The organism is Stenotrophomonas maltophilia, assembly GCF_006970445.1.
GTDB lineage: Bacteria > Pseudomonadota > Gammaproteobacteria > Xanthomonadales > Xanthomonadaceae > Stenotrophomonas > Stenotrophomonas maltophilia_AU.
The window spans coordinates 2,361,524-2,386,606 of record NZ_CP033877.1; the positions used below are offsets into that span (position 1 = coordinate 2,361,524).

The 25,083-nt window shown below is 67.5% G+C and carries 22 protein-coding genes; 14 read left to right on the forward strand and 8 right to left on the reverse strand.

The features are described from left to right. Window positions 1-76: 76 nt before the first annotated feature. The 6 genes from EGM71_RS10930 (at window position 77) to EGM71_RS10955 (ending at window position 6,319) form a co-directional block, all read left to right on the forward strand. Window positions 77-376, forward strand: coding sequence for a hypothetical protein (locus EGM71_RS10930; protein ID WP_099481573.1), 300 nt, complete (start codon window positions 77-79; stop codon window positions 374-376). Window positions 377-439: 63 nt separating this feature from the next. Then, the gene (mgtA, locus tag EGM71_RS10935) at window positions 440-3,199 is read left to right on the forward strand and encodes a magnesium-translocating P-type ATPase (protein ID WP_188484939.1); all 2,760 of its coding nucleotides are present in this window, start codon (window positions 440-442) and stop codon (window positions 3,197-3,199) included. A gap of 28 nt (window positions 3,200-3,227) precedes the next feature. Next, on the forward strand, window positions 3,228-3,965 hold the full coding sequence (locus EGM71_RS10940) for an MgtC/SapB family protein (RefSeq protein ID WP_188484940.1): 738 nt from the start codon (window positions 3,228-3,230) through the stop codon (window positions 3,963-3,965). A gap of 152 nt (window positions 3,966-4,117) precedes the next feature. Then, complete coding sequence (locus tag EGM71_RS10945; protein WP_188484941.1) at window positions 4,118-5,173, forward strand: sensor histidine kinase; 1,056 nt, start codon at window positions 4,118-4,120, stop codon at window positions 5,171-5,173. After that, window positions 5,166-5,807, forward strand: coding sequence for a response regulator transcription factor (locus EGM71_RS10950; RefSeq protein WP_188484942.1), 642 nt, complete (start codon window positions 5,166-5,168; stop codon window positions 5,805-5,807). Before EGM71_RS10945 ends, EGM71_RS10950 begins: the two co-directional genes overlap by 8 nt. After that, window positions 5,804-6,319 carry a DUF1697 domain-containing protein gene (locus EGM71_RS10955; protein ID WP_188484943.1) on the forward strand — a complete coding sequence of 172 codons (516 nt, stop codon included), beginning with the start codon at window positions 5,804-5,806 and terminating at the stop codon, window positions 6,317-6,319. The genes EGM71_RS10950 and EGM71_RS10955 overlap by 4 nt, the downstream gene beginning before the upstream one ends. On the opposite strand, the gene EGM71_RS10960 is transcribed toward EGM71_RS10955, so the two are convergent. Further along, window positions 6,316-6,708, reverse strand: a complete 393-nt coding sequence (locus EGM71_RS10960) for a DUF3224 domain-containing protein (RefSeq protein ID WP_188484944.1) — start codon at window positions 6,706-6,708, stop codon at window positions 6,316-6,318. The two genes, EGM71_RS10955 and EGM71_RS10960, sit on opposite strands and share 4 nt — an antisense overlap. 31 nt (window positions 6,709-6,739) lie before the next feature. Next, complete coding sequence (locus tag EGM71_RS10965) at window positions 6,740-7,174, reverse strand: EamA family transporter (protein ID WP_188484945.1); 435 nt, start codon at window positions 7,172-7,174, stop codon at window positions 6,740-6,742. A gap of 302 nt (window positions 7,175-7,476) precedes the next feature. On the opposite strand from EGM71_RS10965, the gene EGM71_RS10970 reads away from it, so the two are divergent. The 3 genes from EGM71_RS10970 to EGM71_RS10980 are packed head-to-tail and all read left to right on the forward strand — an operon-like array spanning window position 7,477 to window position 11,624. Beyond that, window positions 7,477-8,673, forward strand: a complete 1,197-nt coding sequence (locus tag EGM71_RS10970) for a cell surface protein (protein ID WP_188484946.1) — start codon at window positions 7,477-7,479, stop codon at window positions 8,671-8,673. Window positions 8,674-8,686: 13 nt separating this feature from the next. After that, window positions 8,687-10,174: a DUF6384 family protein gene (locus EGM71_RS10975; protein ID WP_188484947.1), complete on the forward strand. Its 1,488-nt coding sequence runs from the start codon at window positions 8,687-8,689 to the stop codon at window positions 10,172-10,174. Window positions 10,175-10,190: 16 nt separating this feature from the next. Continuing rightward, the gene (locus EGM71_RS10980) at window positions 10,191-11,624 is read left to right on the forward strand and encodes a hypothetical protein (RefSeq protein WP_188484948.1); all 1,434 of its coding nucleotides are present in this window, start codon (window positions 10,191-10,193) and stop codon (window positions 11,622-11,624) included. Here the strand turns inward: EGM71_RS10980 and EGM71_RS10985 are convergent. Continuing rightward, window positions 11,621-12,799 (reverse strand): low temperature requirement protein A, encoded by a 1,179-nt coding sequence (locus tag EGM71_RS10985; protein WP_188484949.1) that lies wholly within the window; start codon window positions 12,797-12,799, stop codon window positions 11,621-11,623. The two genes, EGM71_RS10980 and EGM71_RS10985, sit on opposite strands and share 4 nt — an antisense overlap. A 9-nt stretch (window positions 12,800-12,808) precedes the next feature. Next, window positions 12,809-13,075, reverse strand: a complete 267-nt coding sequence (locus tag EGM71_RS10990) for a hypothetical protein (protein ID WP_014037340.1) — start codon at window positions 13,073-13,075, stop codon at window positions 12,809-12,811. Window positions 13,076-13,279: 204 nt separating this feature from the next. On the opposite strand from EGM71_RS10990, the gene EGM71_RS10995 reads away from it, so the two are divergent. The 3 genes from EGM71_RS10995 (at window position 13,280) to EGM71_RS11005 (ending at window position 17,144) form a co-directional block, all read left to right on the forward strand. Beyond that, complete coding sequence (locus tag EGM71_RS10995; protein ID WP_188484950.1) at window positions 13,280-13,804, forward strand: RNA polymerase sigma factor; 525 nt, start codon at window positions 13,280-13,282, stop codon at window positions 13,802-13,804. Continuing rightward, the gene (locus EGM71_RS11000; RefSeq protein ID WP_188484951.1) at window positions 13,801-14,646 is read left to right on the forward strand and encodes a FecR family protein; all 846 of its coding nucleotides are present in this window, start codon (window positions 13,801-13,803) and stop codon (window positions 14,644-14,646) included. Before EGM71_RS10995 ends, EGM71_RS11000 begins: the two co-directional genes overlap by 4 nt. Before the next feature lie 71 nt (window positions 14,647-14,717). Then, window positions 14,718-17,144 (forward strand): TonB-dependent receptor domain-containing protein, encoded by a 2,427-nt coding sequence (locus tag EGM71_RS11005; RefSeq protein WP_188484952.1) that lies wholly within the window; start codon window positions 14,718-14,720, stop codon window positions 17,142-17,144. A 54-nt stretch (window positions 17,145-17,198) separates the two neighbouring features. Here the strand turns inward: EGM71_RS11005 and EGM71_RS11010 are convergent, their stop codons facing one another. Next, window positions 17,199-18,938 carry an amidohydrolase gene (locus tag EGM71_RS11010; RefSeq protein ID WP_188484953.1) on the reverse strand — a complete coding sequence of 580 codons (1,740 nt, stop codon included), beginning with the start codon at window positions 18,936-18,938 and terminating at the stop codon, window positions 17,199-17,201. 202 nt (window positions 18,939-19,140) lie between these two features. On the opposite strand from EGM71_RS11010, the gene blaL1 reads away from it, so the two are divergent. After that, window positions 19,141-20,013, forward strand: a complete 873-nt coding sequence (gene blaL1, locus EGM71_RS11015; RefSeq protein WP_188484954.1) for a L1 family subclass B3 metallo-beta-lactamase — start codon at window positions 19,141-19,143, stop codon at window positions 20,011-20,013. 84 nt (window positions 20,014-20,097) lie between these two features. Here the strand turns inward: blaL1 and EGM71_RS11020 are convergent, their stop codons facing one another. Together EGM71_RS11020 and EGM71_RS11025 are read right to left on the reverse strand one after the other, a co-directional pair. Beyond that, entirely contained in the window at window positions 20,098-20,637 is a 540-nt protein-coding gene (locus EGM71_RS11020; protein WP_188484955.1) for a DUF411 domain-containing protein, read from the reverse strand. A gap of 483 nt (window positions 20,638-21,120) precedes the next feature. Further along, window positions 21,121-23,406: an FdhF/YdeP family oxidoreductase gene (locus EGM71_RS11025; RefSeq protein WP_188484956.1), complete on the reverse strand. Its 2,286-nt coding sequence runs from the start codon at window positions 23,404-23,406 to the stop codon at window positions 21,121-21,123. 244 nt (window positions 23,407-23,650) lie between these two features. Here EGM71_RS11025 and fdhD point away from each other — a divergent pair, with 244 nt between their 5' ends. Further along, complete coding sequence (gene fdhD / locus EGM71_RS11030) at window positions 23,651-24,499, forward strand: formate dehydrogenase accessory sulfurtransferase FdhD (RefSeq protein WP_188484957.1); 849 nt, start codon at window positions 23,651-23,653, stop codon at window positions 24,497-24,499. 38 nt (window positions 24,500-24,537) lie between these two features. Here the strand turns inward: fdhD and EGM71_RS11035 are convergent, their stop codons facing one another. Beyond that, entirely contained in the window at window positions 24,538-25,074 is a 537-nt protein-coding gene (locus tag EGM71_RS11035) for a carboxymuconolactone decarboxylase family protein (protein WP_188484958.1), read from the reverse strand. Window positions 25,075-25,083 lie beyond the last annotated feature (9 nt).

Here is a 25,083-nt window from a genome sequence, read left to right on the forward strand (position 1 = left end):
TGGCGCCTGCCCGCCGGTCCCTGCCTGCCTGAGTGACGGGGGATCGCCAGGCGCCGCCTGCCTGGAGATCGCCCCCATGTCCTACAAGATCCTCTACATCACCCTGCGCCGCCTGATCGGCGAGCGCGATGTTGCCGCGCTGCGCAGCCAGCTGCTGCAGCACGGCCCGGTCACGTTTGCCCGTTCGCTGTCGCTCGGTTCGCCACGCGTGGTGGCCGACGCGCTGTCGCTGCTGCCGATCAGCGAGCGCATCAATGTGCTGCGCCACCTGCCCTATCCCCTGCGCGATGCGATGAAGCCGCTGTGCATCGGTGGCAGCCAGCGGCTGCACATGCAGCCATGGTCACCGGCGGTGCTGGCGATGCGCCACGCCTGACCTGTTCCAACTGTTCCGTTCGTGTTCCGGCCGCGGCCGGCTCTGACATTCGAGGAGAGTCCCATGAGCCTGCTCAACGCCTGGTTCAATGCCTTCCTGCGCAGCCGTCGCGCAGGCAACCTGTTCCGCCGCCGTGCGATGCCCGAAGCCGGCTTTGGCCCGGGCAGCGCCGAAGCAGCGCCGTTCGCGCTCACCACCGGCCTGGTCACCCTCGCCCAGCAGGAGGAAGCCGAGCTGCTGGCCACGCTGGAATCGCACGCCGACGGCCTCAGCCCGCATGAGGCCGAGGAACGGCTGGCCACGCTCGGCCCCAACGAGGTGGATCACGAAAAGCCGCTGCCGTGGTGGCGGCACCTGTGGCAGTGCTACCGCAATCCGTTCAATCTGCTGCTGACCGTGCTGGCGGCGGTGTCCTGGCTGACCGAGGACATCAAGGCCACCGTGGTGATCGGTGCGATGGTATTGCTGTCCACGCTGATCCGCTTCGTGCAGGAGGGGCGTTCGAACCGTGCCGCCGAGCGGCTGAAGGCACTGGTCGGCAACACTGCGCGCGTGCTGCGCCGCAATCCCGGCACCGAGGCTGCGGACGTGGCCGACCAGTACTTCGGCGCGCACCTGCACAGCCGTCGCCCGGCACGCCTGCTCGACCTGCCGATCCGCGAACTGGTGCCCGGCGACCACATCGTGCTGTCGGCCGGCGATATGATTCCGGCCGATTGCCGTGTACTGACCGCCAAGGACCTGTTCGTTGCCCAGGCCGCGATGACCGGCGAATCGCTGCCGGTAGAGAAGTTCGCGCACCCGGGCGACGGCCTGGCCGGCCTGCTGGAACAGCACAACCTGCTGTTCATGGGTACCAATGTGGTGTCCGGCACGGCCACCGCCGTGGTGCTGGCCACCGGCAACCGCACCTACTTCGGCACCCTGGCCCAGCGCAGCACCGCCACCGACCGTGCGCCCACCGCGTTCCAGGCCGGCGTCAACAGCGTCAGCTGGCTGCTGATCCGCTTTGCGCTGGTGATGGTGCCGTTCGTGCTGCTGATCAACGGCTGGACCAAGGGTGACTGGACCGAGGCGTTCCTGTTCGCGCTGTCGGTGGCGGTAGGCCTGACCCCGGAAATGTTGCCAATGATCGTCACCTCCACCCTGGCCAAGGGCGCGGTGCTGCTGTCGCGACGCAAGGTGATCGTCAAGCGCCTGGATGCGATCCAGAACTTCGGCGCCATGGAAGTGCTGTGCACCGACAAGACCGGCACGCTCACCCAGGACAAGATCGCGCTGGAGCGCCACACCGATGTGTTCGGTCACGATTCGGAAGACGTGTTGACGTTCGCCTATCTCAACAGCCACTTCCAGACCGGCCTGATCAACCTGCTTGACCGCGCGGTACTGGAGCACGTGGAGCTGCAGAGTTCGCTGCGGCTGTCGCAGGACTACCACAAGGTGGATGAGATCCCGTTCGATTTCGAGCGCCGCCGCATGTCGGTGGTGGTCTCCGAGCGCGAGGACCATCACGAGCTGATCTGCAAGGGAGCCGTGGAAGAGATGCTGGCGGTGTGCAGCACCGTGCGCGAGAACGGCCAGGACATGCCGCTGGACGAGCGCCGCCTGGCCCGCGTGCGGCAGACCACCGAGGAACTGAACGAACAGGGCCTGCGTGTGGTGGCGGTGGCAATGAAAGAGACCGCTGCCAGCCAGACTGTGTACACGCAGGCCGACGAGTGCGGCCTGACCCTGGTCGGCTACGTGGCCTTCCTGGACCCGCCGAAGGAATCGGCTGCGCAGGCGCTGCAGGCGCTGGCCGCGCATGGCGTGGAAGTGAAGGTCTTTACCGGCGACAACGAGCTGGTGACCGCCCGCGTCTGCGCGCAGGTGGGGCTGGACGCGGACACCATCCTGACCGGCCCGCAGATCGAGCGCATGGATGACGGTGCGTTGTCGCGGGCGCTGCACCACCACCGTGTGTTCGCCCGGCTGACGCCGCTGCACAAGGAGCGCCTGGTACGCGAGCTGCGCGCACAGGGCAAGGTGGTCGGCTTCCTCGGCGACGGCATCAACGATGCACCGGCGCTGCGCGCGGCCGACATCGGCATCAGCGTGGACAGCGCGGTGGACATCGCCAAGGAGGCCGCCGACATCATCCTGCTGGAAAAGAACCTGATGGTGCTGGAGGAAGGCGTCATCCAGGGCCGGCGCACGTTCAACAACATGCTGAAGTACATCCGCATGACCGCCAGCTCCAACTTCGGCAACGTGTTCTCGGTACTGGTGGCCTCGGCCTTCCTGCCATTCCTGCCGATGCTGCCGCTGCAGCTGCTGGTGCAGAACCTGCTGTACGACATCTCGCAGATCGCCATTCCGTTCGACAACGTGGACGAGGAGCTGGTGCGCAAGCCGCTGAAGTGGAACCCGGCGGACATCGGCCGCTTCATGGTGTTCTTCGGGCCGATCAGCTCGATCTTCGACCTGACCTGCTTCGCCTTGATGTGGTACGTGTTCGATGCACGCACGCCGGCCGACCAGGGCCTGTTCCAGTCCGGCTGGTTCGTGGTGGGCCTGCTGACCCAGACCCTGATCGTGCACATGATCCGTACGCCGAAGGTGCCGTTCCTGCAGAGCATCGCCGCACCGCCGCTGCTGGTGATGACCGGCCTGATCATGGCCATCGGCGTGGCCCTGCCGATGAGCCCGCTGGCCGGCTACTTCAAGCTGCAGGCCCTGCCGACCGGCTACTGGCCGTTCCTGGTGGCGATCCTGTTCGGCTACGCGGTGCTGACCACCGCACTGAAGAAGTTCTACATCCGTCGCTACGGCTGGCAGTAAGCGGCTGCCTTGTCCAGGGAGAAACACAATGGACATCAATCCCAACCTGCCGGCGTTCAACGCCGGCGCCACGCTCAGCTCGCTGATCAGCCTGTCGGTGGCGTTCGTGCTGGGCACGATCATCGGCCTGGAGCGACAGCTGCGCCAACGCACCGCCGGCCTGCGCACCAACACGCTGGTGGCAGTAGGTGCGGCAGTATTCGTCGATCTGGCAGTCCGCTTCCATGACCTGTACGGTGGCCCACCGTCACCGCTGCATGTGGTGGCCTATGTGATCTCCGGCGTCGGCTTCCTCGGCGCCGGCGCGATCATGAAGGACGGCGCCCAGGTGTCCGGCCTGAACACCGCTGCCACCCTGTGGGGATCGGCGGCGGTGGGTGCCTGCGCAGGCATCAAGCTGCTGCCGGAAGCGGTGATGGCGGCGGTATTCGTGCTGGCCGCTAACACCCTGCTGCGACCGGTGGTGAACCGCATCCAGCGGCAGCCTCTGCCGGAGGCGTTCAGCGAGGCGACCTATGCGATCAACGTGGTCTGCCAGCGCGAGCAGCAGGCCGAGGTGCTGGACCAGCTGTTGCTGCTGCTTGAGCAGGCGCAGTACCCGGTGCGCGCGGTGGACCAGCGCCCGTTCGGCGAGCGCGACGTGGAAATCGAAGCGGTGTTGTATGCCACCACGGTGGATGCCGGCGAACTGGATGCCGTACTGGCGACGCTGGCGACCACGCCCGGGGTGTTGCAGGGGTTCTGGAACGCCAGCCTGGAGGAGTAGTGCCGGCCGCTGGCCGGCAACCTCATGATCTCCGGGGAGGTCCTGCAGCTGCCGGCCAGCGGCCGGCACTACCGGGCATCACGTTGATGCGTGCCGGCATCCACCAATGGCGGCTTTGCTATCCTTTCCGCCCACGCCAGGGAGCCGTCCCGATGCCATCGCTGTTGCCCCGCCGCCCACTGGTGCTGCTGGCCCTGATCGTCGTGATGGCGGCGATCTTCCTGATCGACACCGTCACCGATTACGCGGTCGCCGCCGCCTGCTTCTATGCAGCGGTCATTCTCGCCGCATCGCGCGTACTGAGCGCGCGCGGGCTGATCACCCTGGCCATTGCCTGCATCGCGCTGACCGGGCTGAGCTTCTTCCTCACCCGCTTCGGCACCTACCGCATCGGCCTGGTCAACTCGGTGATCGGCATGCTGGTGATCGGCATCACCACCTACCTCGCCCTGAACATGGAAGCGGCCAAGGCCGCCGTGCAGGAAGCGCAGGGCCGCCTGCTGCGGGTGGCACGCGCCTCCACCGTAGGCGAACTGACCACCTCCATCGCCCATGAGGTGAACCAGCCGCTGGCGGCCATCGCCAGCAGCGCCGAAGCCTGCCAGCGCTGGCTGGCGCAGGACCCGCCGAACGTGGACAAGGCACGCCAGACCGTGGCCCGCATCCTGGCCGATGCGCACCGCGCCGGTGACGTGATCGCCCGTATCCGCGGCCTGACCCAAGGTGCCGCACCGGAACGGCGCGCCTTCGACCTGAACCAGGCGGTGGAGGAAATGCTGGCACTGTCGCGCAGCGAGCTGGACCAGCATGGCGTGGCCGTGGCGCTGCTGCTGGACGCCGACCTGCCGCCGGTGCAGGCCGACCGCGTGCAGGTGCAGCAGGTGATCGGCAACCTGATCCTCAATGCGGTGGACGCGATGGAAGGCGTGCCCGCCGCCGACCGGCGCCTGTCGCTGCTGACCCGGCGTGACGGCCAGCGGGTCAGTCTCAGTGTGCGCGACCGCGGCGTCGGCCTGCCCGTCGACCATCCCGAACGTGTGTTCGATGCGTTCTGGACCACCAAGTCACACGGACTGGGGCTCGGGCTCAGCCTGAGCCGCTCAATGATCGAGGCCAACGACGGCCAGATCCGCGCCGAACGACCGGCAGGCGGCGGTGCCTGCTTCGTGTTCGACCTGCCGATCGCCACGGATTCTCCCCATGCGTAAGCCCGCTGCACCCATCGTCGACCCGGCACCCATCGTCTACGTGATCGACGACGATCCGTCGGTGCGCGCGGCACTGGAAGACCTGCTGGCCTCGATGGGCCTGCAGGTACGGGCCTTCGCCTCCACCCAGGCGTTCCTCGAACACGAACTGGAAGACGCGCCGGCCTGCCTGGTGCTGGACGTGCGCATGCCAGGCCAGAGCGGCCTCGAATTCCACCGCACGATGGACAGCCACGGCCTGCAGTTGCCGGTGGTGTTCATCACCGGCCACGGCGATATTGCGATGGGCGTCAACGCGATCAAGGACGGCGCCATCGAATTCCTGACCAAGCCCTTCCGTGACCAGGAACTGCTCGATGCCATCCACAAGGGCATCGAGATCGACCGCCAGCGCCGCCGCGAGGGCGACGTGCTGGGCGCGCTGCAGCTGCGTTGGGACACCCTCAATGCCGGCGAGCGCGAAGTGGTCGATGGCGTGGTGCGCGGCCGGCTCAACAAGCAGATCGCCGGTGACCTCGGCGTCAGCGAGATCACGGTGAAGGTGCGCCGTGCGCAGGTGATGCGCAAGATGGGCGCACGCACCCTGGTTGACCTGGTACGCATGTACGACCGCCTGCAGGCGGGGACGCCATGAACGTCCACGTCGCCTTGCTGCGCGCGGTCAACGTCGGCGGCACCGGCAAGCTGCCGATGCGCGAACTGGTGGCGATGTGCGAGGACGCAGGCTTCGCCGATGTCCGCACGTACATCGCCAGCGGCAATGTGGTGCTGCGCAGCGCACTCGACGAAACGGGGGTGCGCCAGGCCCTCGGCCAGCGGCTCCAGGAATATGCCGGCAAGCCGGTGGGCGTGCTGGTGCGCTCGGCCAACGAGATCGCCGCCGTGGTGGCGCGCAATCCGTTTGCGCAGGCCGCCGGCAACCGTGTAGTCGCGCTGTTCCTCGACGGCAGCCTGCCCGCGGACCCGCTGGACGGCGTGACCGGCCGGCGCGACGAACATCTCGCACTCGGCACGCGCGAGATGTTCATCCACTACGGCGCGGGCATGGCCGACTCGCGCCTGCGTGTTCCCGGCTCGGCACAGGGCACGGCGCGCAACCTCAACACCGTCGCCCGGCTCGCGGCGATGGCAGCGGAGCTTCGCTAGGGTTCTTCCGGCAGGCTGTAGAGCAACCGGTAGTCATGGCGGCCCTCGCTGATGGTGATCTCCAGCGTGCCGGCCAGGCCGAGCAGCCCGTCGCTGCCGGAATCAGGCACCACCACCACGCTCAGCTGCGGCGTGCCACGGGTCATCAAGCCGTTGTGCTGCAGGGTGAACCCACCCTGGCGCCCGGCCAGCGTGGCCGTCACCCGTTCCATCGCCACGTAGCCGGCCGAACCCTGCACCGGCGTGCGGAAGGCCAGCATCTGGCCGACGCTGCTGCCGTGCAGGTCGCCGGCGAAGGTCTTGTTGATCGACATCACCGCGATCGGGCCGTCATTGCCACCGATCGGCCGCAGATCCACTTCAAACGTACCGTGTGCTTCGCCCTGCATCCTGCTCTCCCCTCTGATCGGTTGGACGCTGCTACTTCTTCGTGGCCAGCACGATCACCCCGGCCAGTACCAGGCCGATGCCGCTCCACTCCCGCAGGCTGGGCCGCTCGCCCAGCAGAAGATAGGCCAGCACGATCACCAGCACCACGCTGAACTTGTCCACCACCGCCACCTTGGCCAGTTCTCCGCTCTGCAGCGCGCGGAAGTAGAACAGCCACGAAGCACCGGTGGCCAGCGCCGACAACACCAGGAACAGCTGGGTGCGCCCCGGCAGCAGCAACGGGTTGGACCATTTGCCGGTGACCACCACCAGCGGCAGGATCACCGCCGCCACCACCAGGGTGCGGATGGCCATGGCCAGGTCCGAGTCGACGCCCTTGACGCCGACCTTGGCGAACAGCGCGGTCAGCGCCGCGAACACGGCAGACAATCCGGCCCAGATCAACCACTGCGGTACGTTCTGCACGAAGCCCTCGCTTGCCGGAACGGATAAGCGGGCGCCAACGCTACTCCACCCTGCCATCGGTGGGGCTTCACCTGCTCATCACCGCCGTTACAATGGGCGAGGAATCGCCAGGGGGCGATCTGCAGGGAATGCGCCATGCGTGAACAGGACACCACCCTCGCCCGTACCGGGCCCGCTGCCCTTGACCGGGCCCGCCTGCCGTGCAGCGCACGGCGGCCGCTCCCCTTCCCCTTCGTTTCGCAGCAACCTGCCCGTTCCGCGCGGCGGGTTCCTCATCGCTTGCCCTGACCGGAGCCGTCGAAATGTCCGAGAACACCCTCCTTGCCACGCCGGCCGCTACCGCGCCGATCAAGTACCTCGACCGCGCCATGGCCACGCTGCGCAGCCTGGGCCTGGCCGCCCCCCAGGACAACAACGCACCGGCCATCGCGCTGGTTTCGCAGCTGTCCACCCTGGACCAGGGCCGCGTGGTGGCCATTGCCCGCGTGCTGCAGCAGTCCGGCCACTTCAATGCCGTGATGCGTGATGAGATCAGCTCGGCCAAGGTGTCCGACCGCTATACCGAGATCATCCGCGCCTTCGACAGCATCCGTGACGACGCCAGCACCATGGTCGAACAGGTGCGCGACGGCAAGATCGATATGGGCGAGCGCCTGCAGAACCTGTGGATGAAGGTCACCCGCGGTGACATCCCGAGCCGGTTCGAGAAGATCCGCCGTACGTTCCTGGAGGTCAGCCGCGATTCCGCCGAGCAGCTGCAGCGCGAATCGCGCGTGCTGGAGATGTACGGCGACTTCCGCCTGTCGATCAAGGATGCCGAAATCCAGGCGCATGAGTTGTTGAAGCTGCAGGAACAGGTGCTGGCCGATGCGCGCGAGGCGCTGAAGCAGGCGCAGCAGCGCGTGGAAACGGCCGACCCGGCCGCCGATGCCGCTGATACCGGCCGCCTGGTCATGGCTCGCGATGAAGCCCTGCGCAACAACCAGGCCGAGGAGTCGCGCTACCAGCTGGCCAAGGACCTGGCCGAGAACCTGCAGGTGAACTACGCCACCTCCGAGGCGATCATGCTGCGCGTGCACCAGTCGCACGAGGTCAAGCGCCGCGTCAACGAGCGCTCGGTGGTGTTCTTCTCCACCAACGAAACCAGCTTCACCGCCTTGAACCTGGCCTTCACCACGCAGATGGGCCTGCACGAGTCCACGCAGGCGCTCAATGCGATGACCGAGGGCACCTCCAAGGGCCTGGAAGCGGTGGCCAACATTGGCGACGACGTGCTGCACGAGGGCCTGAAGGCCGGCTACGGCGCAACCATCGGCGTCGATTCGGTACGCAAGCTGGTCGATGCGGTGGTGCGCTTCCAGGAAACCTCGCTGCAGGAGATCGAGCAGCTGCGTGGCCAGGCCACCCGCGATTCGGCGGAGATCGCCGAGTATGTCGAACAGGGCAAGCAGCGTTTCGCAGCCCTTCTGCAGGCACCGCCGAGCCCGGAGTCGCGCTGAGGTGAGTGCGACGATGGCCCCTGCCGAGCTGCAGGATGCGCTGCTGACCATGGATGTGGTCGACCAGCTGCGCTACCGCAATGCCGAAATGAAGGCGCTGGCCGACAGCGGCCATGACAAGGCGACGCTGAAGCAGCGCCTGCTTGAGTTGTACCGCTCGCAGGGCATCGAGGTCTCCGACGAGATCCTCGAGGCCGGCATCCAGGCCCAGCGTGAGCAGCGCTACCTCTACACCGCGCCGCGTGGCTGGAAGGCATGGCTGGCGCGGCGCTGGATCGATCGCAGCCGGCTGCTGAAATGGGCGCTGATCGCCGCCCTGGTGCTGCTGATGCTCGCGGTCCTGCTGGTGATGGCGCGCAGCTTCGGGGCGTTTGTGCACGAGAGCAACGTGCAGAAGAACGTGCAGGTGCTGAACGACAAGGTGGCCGCGCAGCAACAGGCGGCGGCTGCAGCGCACGCCCTGCTGGCCGCACAGGAACAGGCGCTGCAGGGACTGCTGCCACGTGCCACCGCCAGCGGCGAGCGCCTGCAGCCGCTGACCGAAGGCGCACAGACCGCGCTGGCCGAAGCACAGCGGCGCTTTGCCGACGTTCCCGCCGCGATGGCAACGCTGCCGACCCTTGTGCGCAAGGACAAGCTCACCCGGCTCAGCAGCGGTGGCAGCGCCACCGGCGAGCAGGCGGCCGCGCAGGTGGAGCAGCATCGGCTGGCAGCCGCGCAGCTGCTGGCGCAGGCCAGGGACACCCTGCCGCCGCTGACCGAGCGGGTGAACACTCTCGGCCAGGCCATCGAGGCCAGCGAGCTGCTGGATACCACCAACGCCGCTGCAAAGGCAGCACGCCTCGCGCCGGATGCCGAGCAGGTGCGCGCACGCGCCTACACCGGCGGCGACGTGGCACTGCGCGCGGGCGACATCGCCGCGGCCGGCCAGGCAGTAGTGACTCTGAAGGACCTGATCGGCAGCGCCGACAAACTGGCCGCGCTCAACGAGCGGCTGGCCCAGCTCAAGACCGACGGCCTCGCCACCGGCGTCGCCGGCGAAGACCGCAAGCGCTTCGAGCGTGCGCTGGACCAGGCCGCCCGCCTGATCCGGGTCGAGACGCTGGCTGAAGCCGGGCCGGCCCTGGACGAGGTCAGCCAACTGGTGGGGCTGCTGTCGCAGACCCTGGTCTACCGCATCGTCAACCGCGACGATGAGCGCACCGGCGTCTGGCGCTACAACGAAAAGGCCAACGGTGGCCGCAACTACTACCTGGTGACCGAAGCACTGGACGAGGCCGGCAAGGCCACCGAACTGCTGATCCGCAATGAGGAAACCGGCAAGGACGAATGGGCCTCGCTGTTCGCCGTGCGCGTGCCGGAGGCCACCTACAACCGGGTTGCGGCGGACAAGCAGGACAACGGCATCATCGAAGACGACCAGATCGGCAGCAAGCCGCGCGGCAGCCTGTCGCCGCGTTTCCGCATGCCCGCCACCGGCGGCTACATCACCGAATGGTGATGGGTAAGGAACTGACATGAGAGATCTGAACGACGCGATTGCCGATGTCGAAACCGATATCGGCCAGGTGCAGGCACAACTGGCCACGCGTGGCGACCAGTGCCGGGAACTGATCAAGGAACAGGAAGCGCTGCACGGGCGGGTCCGCGACGACTTCAACGCACTGGCGCGCCTGCAAGCCGAGGCCGCCACCGATGCGTCGCCGATGCTGGCCCGGGACCTGCTGCAGCAATCCAACGCCGATCTGCAGCGCCGTGATCGCAAAGCGGCGGTGCTGGCCGACGAGCTGCAGGCGCTGCTGGACATCGAGCAGTCGCTGCAGCAGCGGTCGCAGGAAGCCGTTGCTGCACGCGACGCCGCTGGCGGACGGTGGCAGGCCCTGCAGGACCAGGTGGACACCACGCTGGAAGCGGAACCCACCTACAGGGTGCTGCAGGACGACCTGCAGCTGGCCGAGGCGCGCGCCGACACGGTCGAGCGCATGGCCGCCTCTGCGCAGTCTGAGCGTGACGCCAAGGCCGGCGCCTACCAGGCCGACCCGATCTTCATGTACCTGCACCGTCGCAGCTTCGGCAGCGCGGCCTATCGCGGCTGGCCGCTGGTGCGCACGGTCGATGGCTGGCTGGCCGAGCTGTGCGGCTTCGACCGTGCCCGTCGCGAGTACGCCACGCTGGTCGAGCTTCCGCCCTACCTGCAGGAACATGCCGGACGCGCCCGCGACGACGTGGAGGCGGCCCGCCAACCGGTGCAGCAGGCCCGCGACGCGGCCCTCGCCCACGCCGGTGGCGACCCGCTGCGCCAGCAGTTGCAGACGGCACAGAGCGCAGTAGCGCAGGCGCTGTTGGCCGAGCAGCTGCATCGGCAGACCGTGGATGCCAAGCAGGCACAGATCGATGGCTTCCGCAGCTGGACCGATGCCGAAGGTGGCGCCCTGCTCACCGCGCTGGCGCGCACGCTGTCGGCCAAGAGCATGGACGACCTGTACCGCCGCGTTGCCGCCACCGCCTCCGGCGAGGACGATGCCGTGCTCGAACGCATCCATGGCAGTCGCCTGCGCCTGGGCGAGATCGACGGCATGGTGGCTGAGCACACCCGTGAAATGGCCGTGCTGAAGAAGCGCCTGGACAGCCTGCAGGCTGCGCGCAGGAGCTACCAGGCGGCGGCAGACATCCAACGACAGGCCTACGAGGCGCCGAGCTACCGGGCCGCCGCGCCGGCCACCGTTGCCGCGTCCTTCTTCAGCACCACCAGCAGCCGAAGCACCACCCGCTCCTCTGGCAGCCTGTTCGACCTGCTTGCGGGCGGTTCCAGCAGTTCCAGCTCGAGTTCAAGCTCGCGCTCGAGTTCCAGCTCAAGCTCCAGTTCCAGTTCCAGTTCCAGCGGCAGCAGCTTCCACAGCGGCGGCGGCATCAGCGGTGGCGGTGGCTTCAAGACCGGCGGCGGGTTCTAGCCCGGCAACGCCCGGGTGCGCCGCTTCAGCCGCGTATCCAGCAGCCCCACGCCCAGCAGCACCAGGCTGGTCAGCCATCCGGCGGCCAGCAGGTGCATCCAGGGCAACGCCAGGCCCAGCACCAGCAGCGCGGCGGCGCCCAGCAGGTGCGAGCGCGGCGCGTGCCCATAGACCACGCGCTTGTACAGGGCACTGCCCAGCAGATAGATCAGCGGGCCCGCCACCATCACGGTGGCGTACACCGTGGTGACGGCCGCCCCCGGATGGTCCATGACCAGATCGTTGCCCACCGCGGTGGCGATGATGCCGGCGATCAGCAGCGCGTGCACGTAATGGAAGTTGGCGCCCATCCGTCCGGGGTCTTCGGCGTGGGTGATGGCCTCCGTGGCATCGCGGCTGGAGATGCCGAAGTACAGCCACCACATGGCAATCGTGCCAGCGAAGGTGGCCAGCACCGCAGATACCACCTGCAGGCTCCAGTGCTCGACGTCGCTGAGCACGCCACCGGTGGCCAGCAACGTCTCGCCCAGGGCGACGATGACGAACAGCTGGCAACGTTCGGCCAGGTGACCGCCCTCGATGGTCCAGTCACGGGTATGCGACCGGCCCATGCCTGGGAACGCGAAGCCGAACATCGGCGAGATGTATTCGCAGGCGACCGCCGCCGCCCACAGTGCCAGCCGCAGATTGCCCTCGGCCGCTGCGCCGGCCAGCCAGAAGCAGGCCGAGACGCTGACCCAGGCCAGCATGCGGCGGAAGTTCGGCGCCAACGGATGGTTGCGGCCGACCTCGAACAGCACGAACGCGGTGCGTCCGACCTGCATCGTGGCGTACGCCCCGGCGAACATCCATGCACGATCGGCAAACGCCTCGGGAATGGACGAGGACATCAACAACGCCAGCAGCATGGTGGCGAACATCAGGCCGCGGATGCGTGGCGCCTCCGGATCGAACCAGTTGCTGACCCAGCAGGCGTACTGCCAGCCGAGCCAGACCGCGAACCACAGCACCAGCGTCTGCAGCACGCCGGCCAGGTCCAGGTGGTGCAACAGATGGTGGCTGAGCTGGGTGACCGCGAACACGTAGACCAGGTCGAAGAACAGTTCTTCGTAGGTCACGCGGGCATGATGGCCATCGCGGTGGCGCAGCGCCGGCAGGCGCAGTCGGGTACTCATGGAACTCCTTCAGCGCGCCAGGCGCCAGTACAGGAAACCGGCCAGCAGCGCCGGCACGGCGAACACCAGCAACAGGATCGGCAGCTCCTCGCGTACCGCGTAACCGGCCTTGCTGACCCCCACCCACATGTTGGCCACGGCCACCAGCAACCAGGTGGCGATGAATGCGATCAGCGCCGTGGGCAGCTGCGAGGTGCCCACGCTCCAGAGATGGCCGAACAACAGGAACACCCCCAGCAGCAGCACGCCTGCGGTGATCACCAGAATCACATGCATCCGTCGATCTCCTTGAGTCCCCAGGCAGGCTAGCCCGGGCCGATTCTGCGCTCCAGCCGATGATCGTGGTTTCACTTTCCAGCCGCCGCGAACAATCGGCGCGGCCGGCCGCGCATGGCAAACGCGAACAGTTCCCATTAGTATTGCGTCGTCGCGCAGGGATGCCCTCCCCGCGCCCGCCCTTCGTCCTTGCTGCCGGTCCGGATGTCCCAGCTGCCTTCCCCTCACCCGCCTGCGCTGCCGCTGGTGTCTTCGCTGGTGCGCCACTACGAGGAACTGGTGGATTACCTGCGTCGCCGCTTCCGCTCGCCCGGGCTGGCCCGCGAAGTGGTCCACGATGTCTGCGTACGCCTGCTGGAGCGACCGCCCGTGCACGACGCACGGCAACCGATCGCGCTGCTGCGCCGGATCGCCCACGACGCGGCGGTGGACCGCTGCCGCGCCGAAGACCTGCGCCGGCACTGGGTCGAGCCGCGCGCCGAACTGCCCGAGGGCGCCTGCCCGCGCCCCGGGCCCGAGCAGCACGCGCAGGGCATGCACGCGCTTGAGCATTTGAGCGTCACCATCGAACGGATGCCCTGCCGGCGCCAGCAGGTCTTCATCCTGCACAAGATCCACGAGCTGCCACAGGCAGAAGTCGCGCGGCGCATGGGCATCGGCCTGAAGGCGGTGGAGCGCCACCTGCGCCTGGCAATGGACGACTGCCGTCTGTCGGCAGGGCTGCAATGAGCCGCACGCCCGACCCCACGGAACCCCAGCCACCGCCGGGTTCCACCGATCAGGTGCTGGAGCGGCACCGCGATGCCTTGAAGCAACGCTTCCCGATGCCGGGTCCCGAGCAGCTGCAGCGGAAACGTGGCCGCCCGCCCATCAAGGCCGTGCTGCCAGTGCTGCTGGTCGCCGCTGGCGCCCTGCTGCTGATCGACCCGGCCTGGCAGGTCCGCGATTACCAGACCGCCGTCGGCGAACGCCGCAACGTCACCCTGCCCGATGGCAGCGAGGTGCTGCTTGATGCTGGCACCCACCTGCAGGTGCGCCGGCACCTGCGCTCGCGGCAGGTGCTGCTGGCACGCGGCCAGGCGCGCTTCCAGGTACAGCACTCGGCGTGGCGCCCCTTCCTGGTCGATGCCGGTCCGGTACACGTGCGCAATTACGGCACCGTATTCGATGTGGACCGCCAGGGCGGTCTGAGCGAGGTGACCCTGTGGCGCGGCGAGGTGGGCGTACGCGTCGACGGCAGCGAGGCCGAGCAACGCCTGAAGCCGGGCCAGCGCCTGCTGGCCCAGGCAGGGTCGTTGTCGCCGCCCGAAGCGGTCAGCCCGGACCGGGCCGACTGGACCACCGGGCGGTTGCAGTTCGATCGGCTGCCGCTGTCGGAAGTGCTGCGCATCCTGCAGCGCTACCACGACCGCCCGATCGTGCTGGACGACCCGGCGCTGGGCCCGCTGCTGGTCTCGGGCGTGTTCGATGCCGATCGCGCCGAGACCGCCGTGGCACTGCTGCCGGACATCCTGCCGGTACAGCTGCAGACCGCCGCCGACGGCAGCCTGCACCTGCGCGCTCGCGATTGATTGCCGCCATGAGGGTGGGTAGCGCGCCCTCCCATCCGGCAGGTGCTTGAACCCCTCCGAAGGACCCCCGCATGACCCGCCCTGTTACGCCCGCCACGCTGCGCCGGTTGGCGCCCACCCTGCTCGCCGCCTGCCTGTGCGCGACGCTGCCCGTTGCCGCGCAGGCGTCCGAACCGACCGCCGTCGAGGTCCACCTGCCGGCGGGTTCCCTGCAGGCCTCACTCAACGCGTTGGCCCGGCAGAGCGGCATCCAGCTGCTGTTCGCCGCCGACAGTGTCAGCGGGCGCACCGCACCGGCGCTGGACGGCCGTTACACCCCGCGCGAGGCGCTGCAGCGCCTGCTGGCCGGCCAGGGCCTGGCACTGCAGGAACGCTCGCCGGGCGTCTTCGTGCTGAGCGCGGCCGCCGCTGCACCTGTGCAGGCCAAGGCCCCTGCGCCTGCCCGCCCTGCGCCGCAGGCCGCAGCCACCTCGCTGGCCCGCGTCACGGTCTCGGCGTCCACCGCGCGCATGGCGCAGGGCGAGACCGCCATGCCCAACACCATCACCGTGCTGACGCGCGAGGACATCGCGCAGCAGCTGGCGCTGGGCTCGGATGTCTCGCGCGTGCTGTCGTCACAGATCCCGGCCTTTGCGCCCGCCCGCGAGAAGATGTCCAACTACGGCGAGAGCATGCGTGGGCGCGGCATCCTGTACATGGTCGACGGCGTGCCGCAGTCCACGCCGCTGCGCGATGGCTCGCGTGACTCGCACACCATCGACCCGGCGATGATCGAACGCATTGAAGTCATCCATGGCGCCAACGCCCTGCAGGGCATCGGCGGTACCGGCGGCATCGTCAACATCATCACCCGCAGCGCGCCTGGCGAACCGGGCGCATTCCTGTTCGACAGCAACCTCAGCTACAGCAGCGCGCTGCCCCGCCGCCACGACGATAACGGCCAGCGCGCTTCGGCGCTGGTGGGCATGCGTGGCGAGCAGTTCGACCTGGTCGCGGGGCTGGCCTACGAGCGCCAGGGCCTGTTCCACGACGGCGAAGGGCGCTCGATCGGCACCAACGCGCAGGGCGAGCTGATGGATTCGACCTCGTCGAACGTGTTCGCCAAGTTCGGCTGGAACATTGCCGAAGGCCACCGCCTGCAGCTGATGGCCAACCGCTACGAACTGCGCGGGCTGGACAATTATCTGGCGGTGAACGGCGACTTCCGCAGCGGGCGCCCGACCATTTCGGTGCCCGGTGACACCCCGCTGGACCCGCCGATGAACCGCTCACGCTCGTTGACCGCGGACTACAGCGCCGCCGATCTGCTCGGTGGCCGCTTCCAGGCACAGGCGTTCGCGGTCGACTTCGAAGGCCGCTATGGCGCCAGCCAGTGGGACCCGTGGGGCAACACCGGCGCCAATGCCGCCTGGGACCAGACCCAGAACGAATCGGACAAGCGCGGCTTCAAGCTGACCCAGAGCTGGAGCCGCATCGCCGGCACCACGCTGGACGTGACCCTGGGCCTGGACGGCCTGCGTGATCGCACCCACCAGGTGTTGCTGGCCAGCGGCATGAACTGGGTGCCGTTGACCACCTACCAGAGCCTGTCGCCGCTGCTGCAGCTGCATTGGTGGCCGACCGACCACCTGATGCTGTCCGGCGGCCTGCGCTACGAGAAGGGCGAGCTGGAAGTGGGCGACTACACCACCCTGCCCCGCTATGGCGCGCGCAAGGTGGCCGGTGGCAAGCCGACCATGAGCGAGACCCTGCCCAACTTCGGCGCGGTCTGGTACATCAACGATCGCCTCAACGCCTATGCGTCCTACTCGGAGGGTTACACCGTGGCCGACGTCGGCCGCGTACTGCGTGCGATCAACCGCGACGGCCAGCGCGTGGACAGCCTGGTGGACCTGTCGCCGGTGGTGTCGGACAACCGCGAGATCGGCCTGGAGTATGACGATGGCCGCTTCAGCGGCGATATCGCCTACTACACCTCCGAATCCAGGCTCGGCTCGGTGCTGGTCTACGATGCGGGCATCGATGCCTACAACGTGCAGCGCCAGGCCACCCGCGTGGAGGGTTTCGAAAGCAACCTGCGCCTGCAACTGGGCAACAGTCGCTTGGGCCTGGGCTATGCGCGCGCCAACGGACGCTACGACGCCAACATCGATGGCCAGCTGGACAGCGACCTGGCGGGCGTGAACATCGCACCGAACCGGCTGACCGCGTTCTGGGAACAGAACTGGACACCGCAGCTGAGCACCCGACTGCAGGCCAGCCACGCCTTCGATCGCGACTTCGACCAGCTGGGCGCACGGGTGGCCGAGTTCAAGGGCTACACCACGGTGGATCTGGTTGCACGCTACACGCTGGACAAGCATGCCTTCACGCTGGGCGTGCAGAACCTGGCCAACAAGCAGTACATCAGCTACTACTCGCAGACCACGCCGTCGAACCCGAGTTACTTCTCCGGACGTGGCCGGGTACTGACGCTGGGGTGGCAGTACCGCTATTGAGCCTGCACGGGGCCCGGGGCGATGTCGCCCCGGGCCCAGGCCACACGCCCCGGATCAGGCGGCGTAGCGCCGCTCACCCTGCAGCCAGGTCTCCATCACATTCAGGTCGATGATCCTTGCCGGATCGATCGTGAGCGGATCGCGGTCGAGGATGACCATGTCAGCGTATTTGCCGTGCTCCAGGCTGCCGACGATGTCGTCCACCCGGCACTGCCATGCCGCATCGATGGTCACTGCGCGCAGCGCCTGCTCAACACTGATGCACTCTTCCGGATTCAACACTTCGCCGCCATCACGCATGCGCCGGTTCACCGCGTTGTCGATGTAGCGCAACGGTTCGATGGTGGTGACGTTGAAATCGGAGTGCAGCGAAATGCGCAGACCGCCCACCAGCGCCGACCGGCATGGATCGTAGAGATCGGCGCGCTGCGGGCCGAGGATGTTGTCGCGGAACGCCTTTCCCCAGTAGTACACGTGCCCGATCAGGAACGAAGGCGAAACCTGGAGGTCGGCCAGGCGGACGATCTGCTCAGGATGCAGCACGCTGCAGTGCTCGATGCGATGGCGATGATCGGCGCGCGCGGTCTTTGCCAGCACCGCCTGGTAGACGTTCAGCGTGGTGTCGATTGCCGCATCACCATTCGCATGGATTCCCACCTGCCAACCGAGGTCGTGCGCGCGCTGCACCCCGGCTATCAACTCGGCTTCGGTGTAGTTCAATGCGCCTCGCTTGTCCGAACCCAGATAATTCTCGCGCTGATAGCCCGTCTGCGCCTGGTTGGAGCCATCGGACCAGAACTTGATACCGGTCAGGCGGAATCGATCATTGCCATCGCCGGGCCTGAGGCCGCGCTTGATCCAGTCGTCCATCAGATCGGAAGTGAGGAATCCCGAGTAGCGGATGGGAGGATTCTTCGCCATCACTCCATTGAGCACGTCCAGGTCCGTCGTGCCGCCGGTACCAATACCTGCGTCATGCAGGCTGGTGCAGCCCGCCTTGGTCGCGTCCGCGAACAACTGCTGGATCAGCTCGGCATAGCGTTCCGGGCTGGGCATCGGCATTACCGCCATGAACGGTTTCATCGCAGGAGATTCCTGCATGCGCCCCGTGAGCTTCCCGTTCGCTCGATCGTAGCGCCCCTGGTCGGGATCTGGCGTTGCATCGGTGACACCGGCCGCAGCGAATCCTTTCGTGTTGCTGTAGGCGATGTGCCCATTGGACTCCAGCACGAACACCGGATTATCGGCCGCCACATCGTCCAGCGCCTGCATCGTGATGGCCTTGCCGGGCATCAGCGAGGGGTCGATGCCCTGTGCAACCACCCATTCGCCGGGCTTGCTCGCACTCGCGGCGGCGCCGATCTTCGACAGCGCCTCGGCCAGCGTGCCGGTACTGAACGGCGTCACGTCCACCCAGTCGGACAGCATCGCCATCGCCGAGTGCATATGCGGGTCGATGAAGCCTGGCAGCAGCGCTCTGCCGCGCAGGTCGACGACATCGGTCTGGCGCCCCCGATGCAGCATGACGTCCTCGTGGCTGCCCGTGGCCAGGATCCGTCCCTGGCGAACCGCGACCGCCTGCACCTTGCCCTTGGGCCCGAGCGTATGGATCGGACCGCCATGGAAAATCCGATCCGCCGGCCCGGCCAGGTTCGGCGCCGGCGTAGCGGAGAACGCCGCCAGCGGTACCGCCGACCCCACCAGCGCCGCCGCGCCCAACCCGACCATCCCGCCCAGAAACTCGCGACGTGCCTGCAGGAATGCTGCGGCTCCTGGATTGCACACAATGCACATGCGCCTGCTCCTTCCTTGTGGTCGGTGCAGGCTACCCCGTGCGATGCGAACACGTTGCGAACTGCATCGCCCTTTCACGGCAGTTGTCGCGCCAATATTCCGGCACCTGCAACCCCGGCTCATGGCAGGCATGAGGAATCATCGAAACGGCATCGGAAAGCACCGTGCTAGCCTCGATCCACCTTCCCGATACACCTTTCACATGCGCCTGCACATGCTCGCCCTCGCCCTTGCCGCAGCACTCCCGATCACCCACACCAGCGCTGCCGAAGCACCCTTGCCGCAGCTGCAGGCCTACACCGTGGACGCCTCGTGGCTGCAGCCGATGGCACCGCTGCAGATCGCCGACCACACCTGGCAGATCGGCACCGAGAACCTGACCGCGCTGCTGGTGCAGACCGCCGACGGTGCAGTGCTGCTCGACGGCGGCATGCCGCAGATGGCCAGCCACCTCATCAGCAACATGAAAGTGCGCGGCGTGGCGCCGCAGGACCTGCGCGTGATCCTGCTCAGCCACGCGCATGCCGACCATGCAGGCCCGGTGGCGGAACTGAAGCGCCGTACCGGTGTGAAGGTGGCGGCCAACGCCGAATCAGCGGTGTTGCTGGCGCGCGGCGGCAGCAACGACCTGCACTTTGGCGACGGCATCACCTTTCCACCGGCCAGCACCGACCGCATCATCATGGATGGCGAGGTGGTCACCGTCGGCGGCATTGCGTTCACCGCGCACTTCATGCCGGGGCATACCCCGGGCAGCACCGCCTGGACCTGGACCGATACCCGCGATGGCAAGCCGGTACGCATCGCCTATGCCGACAGCCTGAGTGCACCGGGTTACCAGCTGCAGGGCAACGCCCGCTATCCGCGCCTGGTCGAGGACTATCGACGCAGCTTCGCTACGGTGCGCAGCCTGCCGTGCGACCTGTTGTTGACCCCGCATCCGGGCGCCAGCAACTGGAACTATGCCGCTGGCAGCAAGGCCAGCGAGAAGGCACTGAACTGCAAGGCCTACGCGGATGCGGCCGAGAAGAAATTCGACGCGCAGCTGGCCAAGGAAACGGCCGGGGCTCGTTGAATCTGTAGAGTCGAACGTGGGCTCTGCTCTACACCGGACGCGTCGAAGGGTGCCGGTCAGAGCGACCGGCACCGCCACTGACTGTCAGCCGCCCTGCCCGTGCTGGGCAAACGGCTCGGTGCTGCCGTCGGTCCGCACCAGCTCGACGGTGTACGGCTGCACGTAGCCATCCGGCATTTCCATGCCCGGCGAACCGGCCGGCATGCCGGGCAGCACCAGCCCGCGCGCGGCCGGGCGTTCGGCCAGCAGGCGCTTGATGTCCTCGGCCGGAATGTGGCCCTCGACCACATACCCGCCGATCTCGGCGGTATGGCAGGACGCCTTGCCGACTGGCACCCCCAGGCGAACCTTGATCGGATTCATGTCATCGGTGTCGCGCACGTCCACCTGGAAGCCGGCAACCTTCAGGTGGTCGACCCAGATGCCGCAGCAGCCACAGCTGGCGGTCTTGTGCACGATGGCCACCGGCAAGGCCGGATCGACCTTGGCCGGGCTGGCCTGGATCGGTGCCACCGGTGCTGCGCTGGCGACCGGTGCGGCGGCGGATTCTTCGGCGGCGCGTGCGCAGGCGGTCGTGGCCAACACAGTGCCCAGCAGCAGGCCGAGGGAGAGAGTACGGTTCATTGAGTGATTCCTTTGCAGAGGCGGGCAACGCGGCCCGCCGCCCGCGCATCGAAGGCGCAGGCAGAGTCGAGAAAAAGTCGAACAGTCATGGCAGGCGCTTGAGCGCCAGCAGGAAATCACACGATAGGGGGCCGCAACGGGTCCGGCATCGGCGGCGGTGCGCGTTGCTGGGAACCGGCGGGTGCCGGCGCCTCGCGCCACGGCGAGGCGGGCGTTCCGCTCAACGTGACCAGCATGCCAAGGCAGGCCGGCGGGCATTCACACTCACCACTCTGGCAGGCCGCCGGGGCCGCATCATCGCAGCAGCCGACTGCCGCCATCGCGGCTGAGTGCGGCGCGGCGCAGTGATCCTGGTTGATCGACCCGTTGTACGAAGACGAGGCAAGCGCCAGCGCCGGTGCGTTCAGCACCAGGGCAACAAGCAACATCCATCGCAGCAGCAGGCCAGGCAGGTTCACCCGCCGATGATAGCCGATGCTCGTGTCACGCAATCGCCGCCGCCATCGCACTCATCCGCACCGGAATCGACTTGGCAGCGGGCGTGCCGCTGATCCGGTCGTAGTAGTCCAGCGGCAACAACGGGTTCAGTTCCGGGTAGTAACCGGCCAGCGCGCCGCGCGGCATCGGGTAGTCCAGTACAGTCAGGCCCTCGATGCGCCGCTGCACGCCATCGCCGCTGATCGTCTCCAGGCTGACCAGCGCCTCCTTCTCCAGACCGCGCGCCAGCCGGTCCTCGATGTTCATGAACAGCACCATGCGATCGTTGTACACGCCGCGATAGCGATCGTTGTAGCTGTAGATGGTGGTGTTGTACTGATCGTGCGAGCGCACGGTGGCCAACCGCAACATGTCCGGATCGTGCACCGGATCGTCCACGTCCAGGCCGGGCATCACCAGGATGTTGGCCTTGCCATTGGGCGTGGGCCACACGCGGCGGCGCGGTGGAATGTCCAGATGGAAGCCGTGCGGCTGCTGGATGCGCTCGTTGAAGCCGGTGTAGATCTCCGGGTACACGGCAGCGATCAGTTCGCGGATGGGCGCATAGTCGTGCATGCAGCGCGCCCAGTCGACCTTGCTGTGCGGCAGCGCAGCCATCGCCATGCGGCAGACGATCTCGACCTCGGGCAGCACCTCCGTGCTGACCGGTTCGAGCACGCCGCGCGACGCGGTCACGTTCGACATCGCGTCTTCGATGGTGACGAACTGCTCGCCGGCCGGCGTGACGATGCGCTCCGAGCGCGCCACCACCGGCAGGATCAGCGCATCGCGGCCATGAACCAGATGACCTCGGTTGAGCTTGGTGGCGATGCCCACGGTCAGGTCCAGGCCGCGCATGGCTTCATACGCACGCGGCGTATCGGGCACCGCATGGATGAAGTTGCCACCCAGGCCGATGAATACCTTGGCGCTGCCGTCCAGCATCGCCTCGATGGATTCGACCACATGATGGCCGTGCTCACGCGGCGGATCGAAGCCGAACACCTGCTGCACGCGGTCCAGGTAGGCCGGCTTGGGCTTCTCGTCGATGCCGACGGTGCGGTCGCCCTGCACATTGGAATGCCCACGGATCGGCCCGATGCCCGCACCGGGCTTGCCGAAGTTGCCGCGCAGCATCAGCAGGTTGGCGACCTGCTGCAGCAGGCGCGAGCCGTACTGGTGCTGGGTCAGCCCCATGCCATAACAGATCACGGTGGCCTTGGAGCGGATGTAGATCTCCGCGCATCGGCGGATCTGCGCCTGCGAAATGCCGGACACCTGCACGATCTGGTCCCAGTCCTGCGCCAACACGTCTTCGCGCAGCGCCTCCAGGCCCACCGTGTGTTCTGACAGGAAATCATGGTCGAGCACGCGCTCGCCCTGCGCTTCGCGCTCGAACATCACCTTCATCATGCCCTTGATCAGGGCCAGGTCGCCGCCGATGCGGATGTGCACGAACTCGCTGGTGATCTCGGTCGAACCGAACGTGGCCATCTGCACCACGTCCTGCGGCTCGGCAAAGCGGATCAGCGCGCGCTCGGGCATCGGATTGACCGCCACGATCGGGATGCCGCGTTTGCGCGCTTCGACCAGGTTGCTCATCATCCGCGGCGAATTGGTGCCGGTGTTCTGACCAATCACGAAGATCGCTTCGGCGTGCTCGAAATCCTGCAGCACGATGGTGCCCTTGCCCACCCCGATCGCCGGCGGCAGGCCGCGGCTGGTCGGCTCGTGGCACATGTTCGAGCAGTCCGGGAAATTATTGGTGCCGAACTCGCGCACGAAGATCGAATACAGGAACGCCGCTTCGTTGGGCGTGCGCCCGGAGGTATAGAACTCGGCCTGGTGCGGGCTGTCCAGCGCCTGCAGGTGGCGGCCGATCAGTGCGAAGGCCTCGTCCCAGCTGCACGGCACGTAGTGGTCGGTGGCTGCGTCGTAGCGCATCGGCTCGGTCAGCCGGCCCTGCATCTCCAGCCAGTAGTCGGTCTGCGCCATCAGTTCGGTGACGGTGTGCTGGGCGAACAGCTCACGACCGGCGCGGAACTGGGTGGCTTCCCAGGCCAGCGCCTTGGCGCCGTTCTCGCAGAATTCCAGCTTCTTGCGTTCGTCGGCATCGGGGAACGCGCAGCTCGGGCACTTGAAGCCGCCGGGCTGGTTCATCGCCAGCAGCGCCTTCGACCCCTTGCCGATCACGCTCTGCTGCAGCAGCACCTTGGCCGTGGCACCGGCGGCACCCCAGCCTCCGGCAGGCTGGTTGTAGGGCTTGTAACGCGGCGGTTTCTGCTCGGACATGTTCGGGAACCTTACGGAAGGAACGCAGCAACAATCGGCACAACGCGGTCCGACGGCACATTCAGTGGCACGACCAGCCCCACAGTCAAGCACGGCCTACGCTGCTTCGCCAGAGGGTACAGGCTGTTTTCAGCACAACCTGCCATGGCAACGGTTACAGCCACGTCTGCGCGCGACCACTGCGCTATCCTCGAAACCGCAGGCGGTGGCCCGCCCGCGTTTCCCCCTTGTCCGGACGCGCTGCATGCCTGATTCGATCCCGCCGCACACCCCGCCTGCCGGCACGGCGCGACGCCCGTTGCAGCGCTGGCGCAACGAGGGCCAACAGCAGCAGGTCGATGTGGTGGCCGAAGAAGTGCCGGTGGCGCTGCGCTACAACGGCGCCGCCTTCGCGGTGATGATGGCCACTCCGTGCGACCTGGAAGACTTCGCGCTCGGGTTCTCGCTCAGCGAAGGCCTGATCGACACCCCCTCGCAGCTGCTGTCGATCGACATCCGCCCGCAGCTGGAAGGCATCGAACTACAGATGACCGTGGCCGAGGAGGCACCCGGTGCCGACCTGGACCCGGCCAATGGGCGCCTGCTGCCCGGCCGTGGTGGTTGTGGCCTGTGTGGCACGCGCCAGTTGGAAGAAGTGCTGCGCCCGTTGCCGCAGATCCGCGAGCGACGCAGTTACCCGCCCGCCTCTCTGCAGCGGGCGCTGGCCACGCTGGCGCAGCACCAGCCGATGAATGCGGTAAGCGGCTCCACCCACGCCGCGGCCTGGGCCGACGCCAGTGGGCGCATCGGTTGGGTGCGCGAGGACGTGGGTCGCCACAATGCGCTGGACAAGCTGATCGGCGCGCTGCACCACAACGAACACGCCATTGAAGGCGGACTGCTGGTGATTTCCAGCCGGGCCAGCTACGAAATGGTCAGCAAGGCGGTGCGCGCCGGTGCCAGCGTGCTGGCGGCGGTGTCGGCACCGACCGCGCTGGCGATCGACCTGGCCCGCAGCGCCGGCCTGTGCCTGGTCGGGTTCGCGCGGGAGAGCGGGTTCAATGTGTATACCCATCCCGAACGGCTTCGGCCGGACGACAGCCACGACAGCTGAGAACGGCCGGGAGCAAGGCGCTCCCGGCCTGATACACCTCAGCGCAGCGCCACCTTCGGGAAGTCCACCGGCACGTCGAACGCCACGTTGACGTAGTTGGTGAACAGGTTGAGCGCCACATGGGCGAGGATCTCGACGATCTGCTCATCGTCGAAGCCGGCCGCACGCAGCGCCTGCACATCGCCGTCGGCGAGCTGCGCACGCTGTTCGACCACCTTCAGCGCGAAGTCCAGGGCAGCGGCAGTAGCCGGGTCACTGGACTGGCCGATCTGCGCGGCGGCCATCTGCTCGCTGCTGGCGCCGGCCTTGCGGCCCAGTGCCGTGTGCGCAGCCAGGCAGTACTCGCAGGCATCGCGGTTGGCGATGGCCACCGCGATCTGCTCACCCAGCAGCGGCGACAGGCGACCGCCGCCGAGTGCGCCGAACGAACCCCACATGCTCTGCAGCGCGGCCGGGGAATTGGCCACGGCGCGGAACATGGCCGGGGTGGCGCCGAACGCGGCGTGGACCTGGCCCAGCAGGGCCTGGCGGTCGGCGGTGGTGTTGGCGGCATCGATCAGGGGGACACGGGACATGGTGGATCT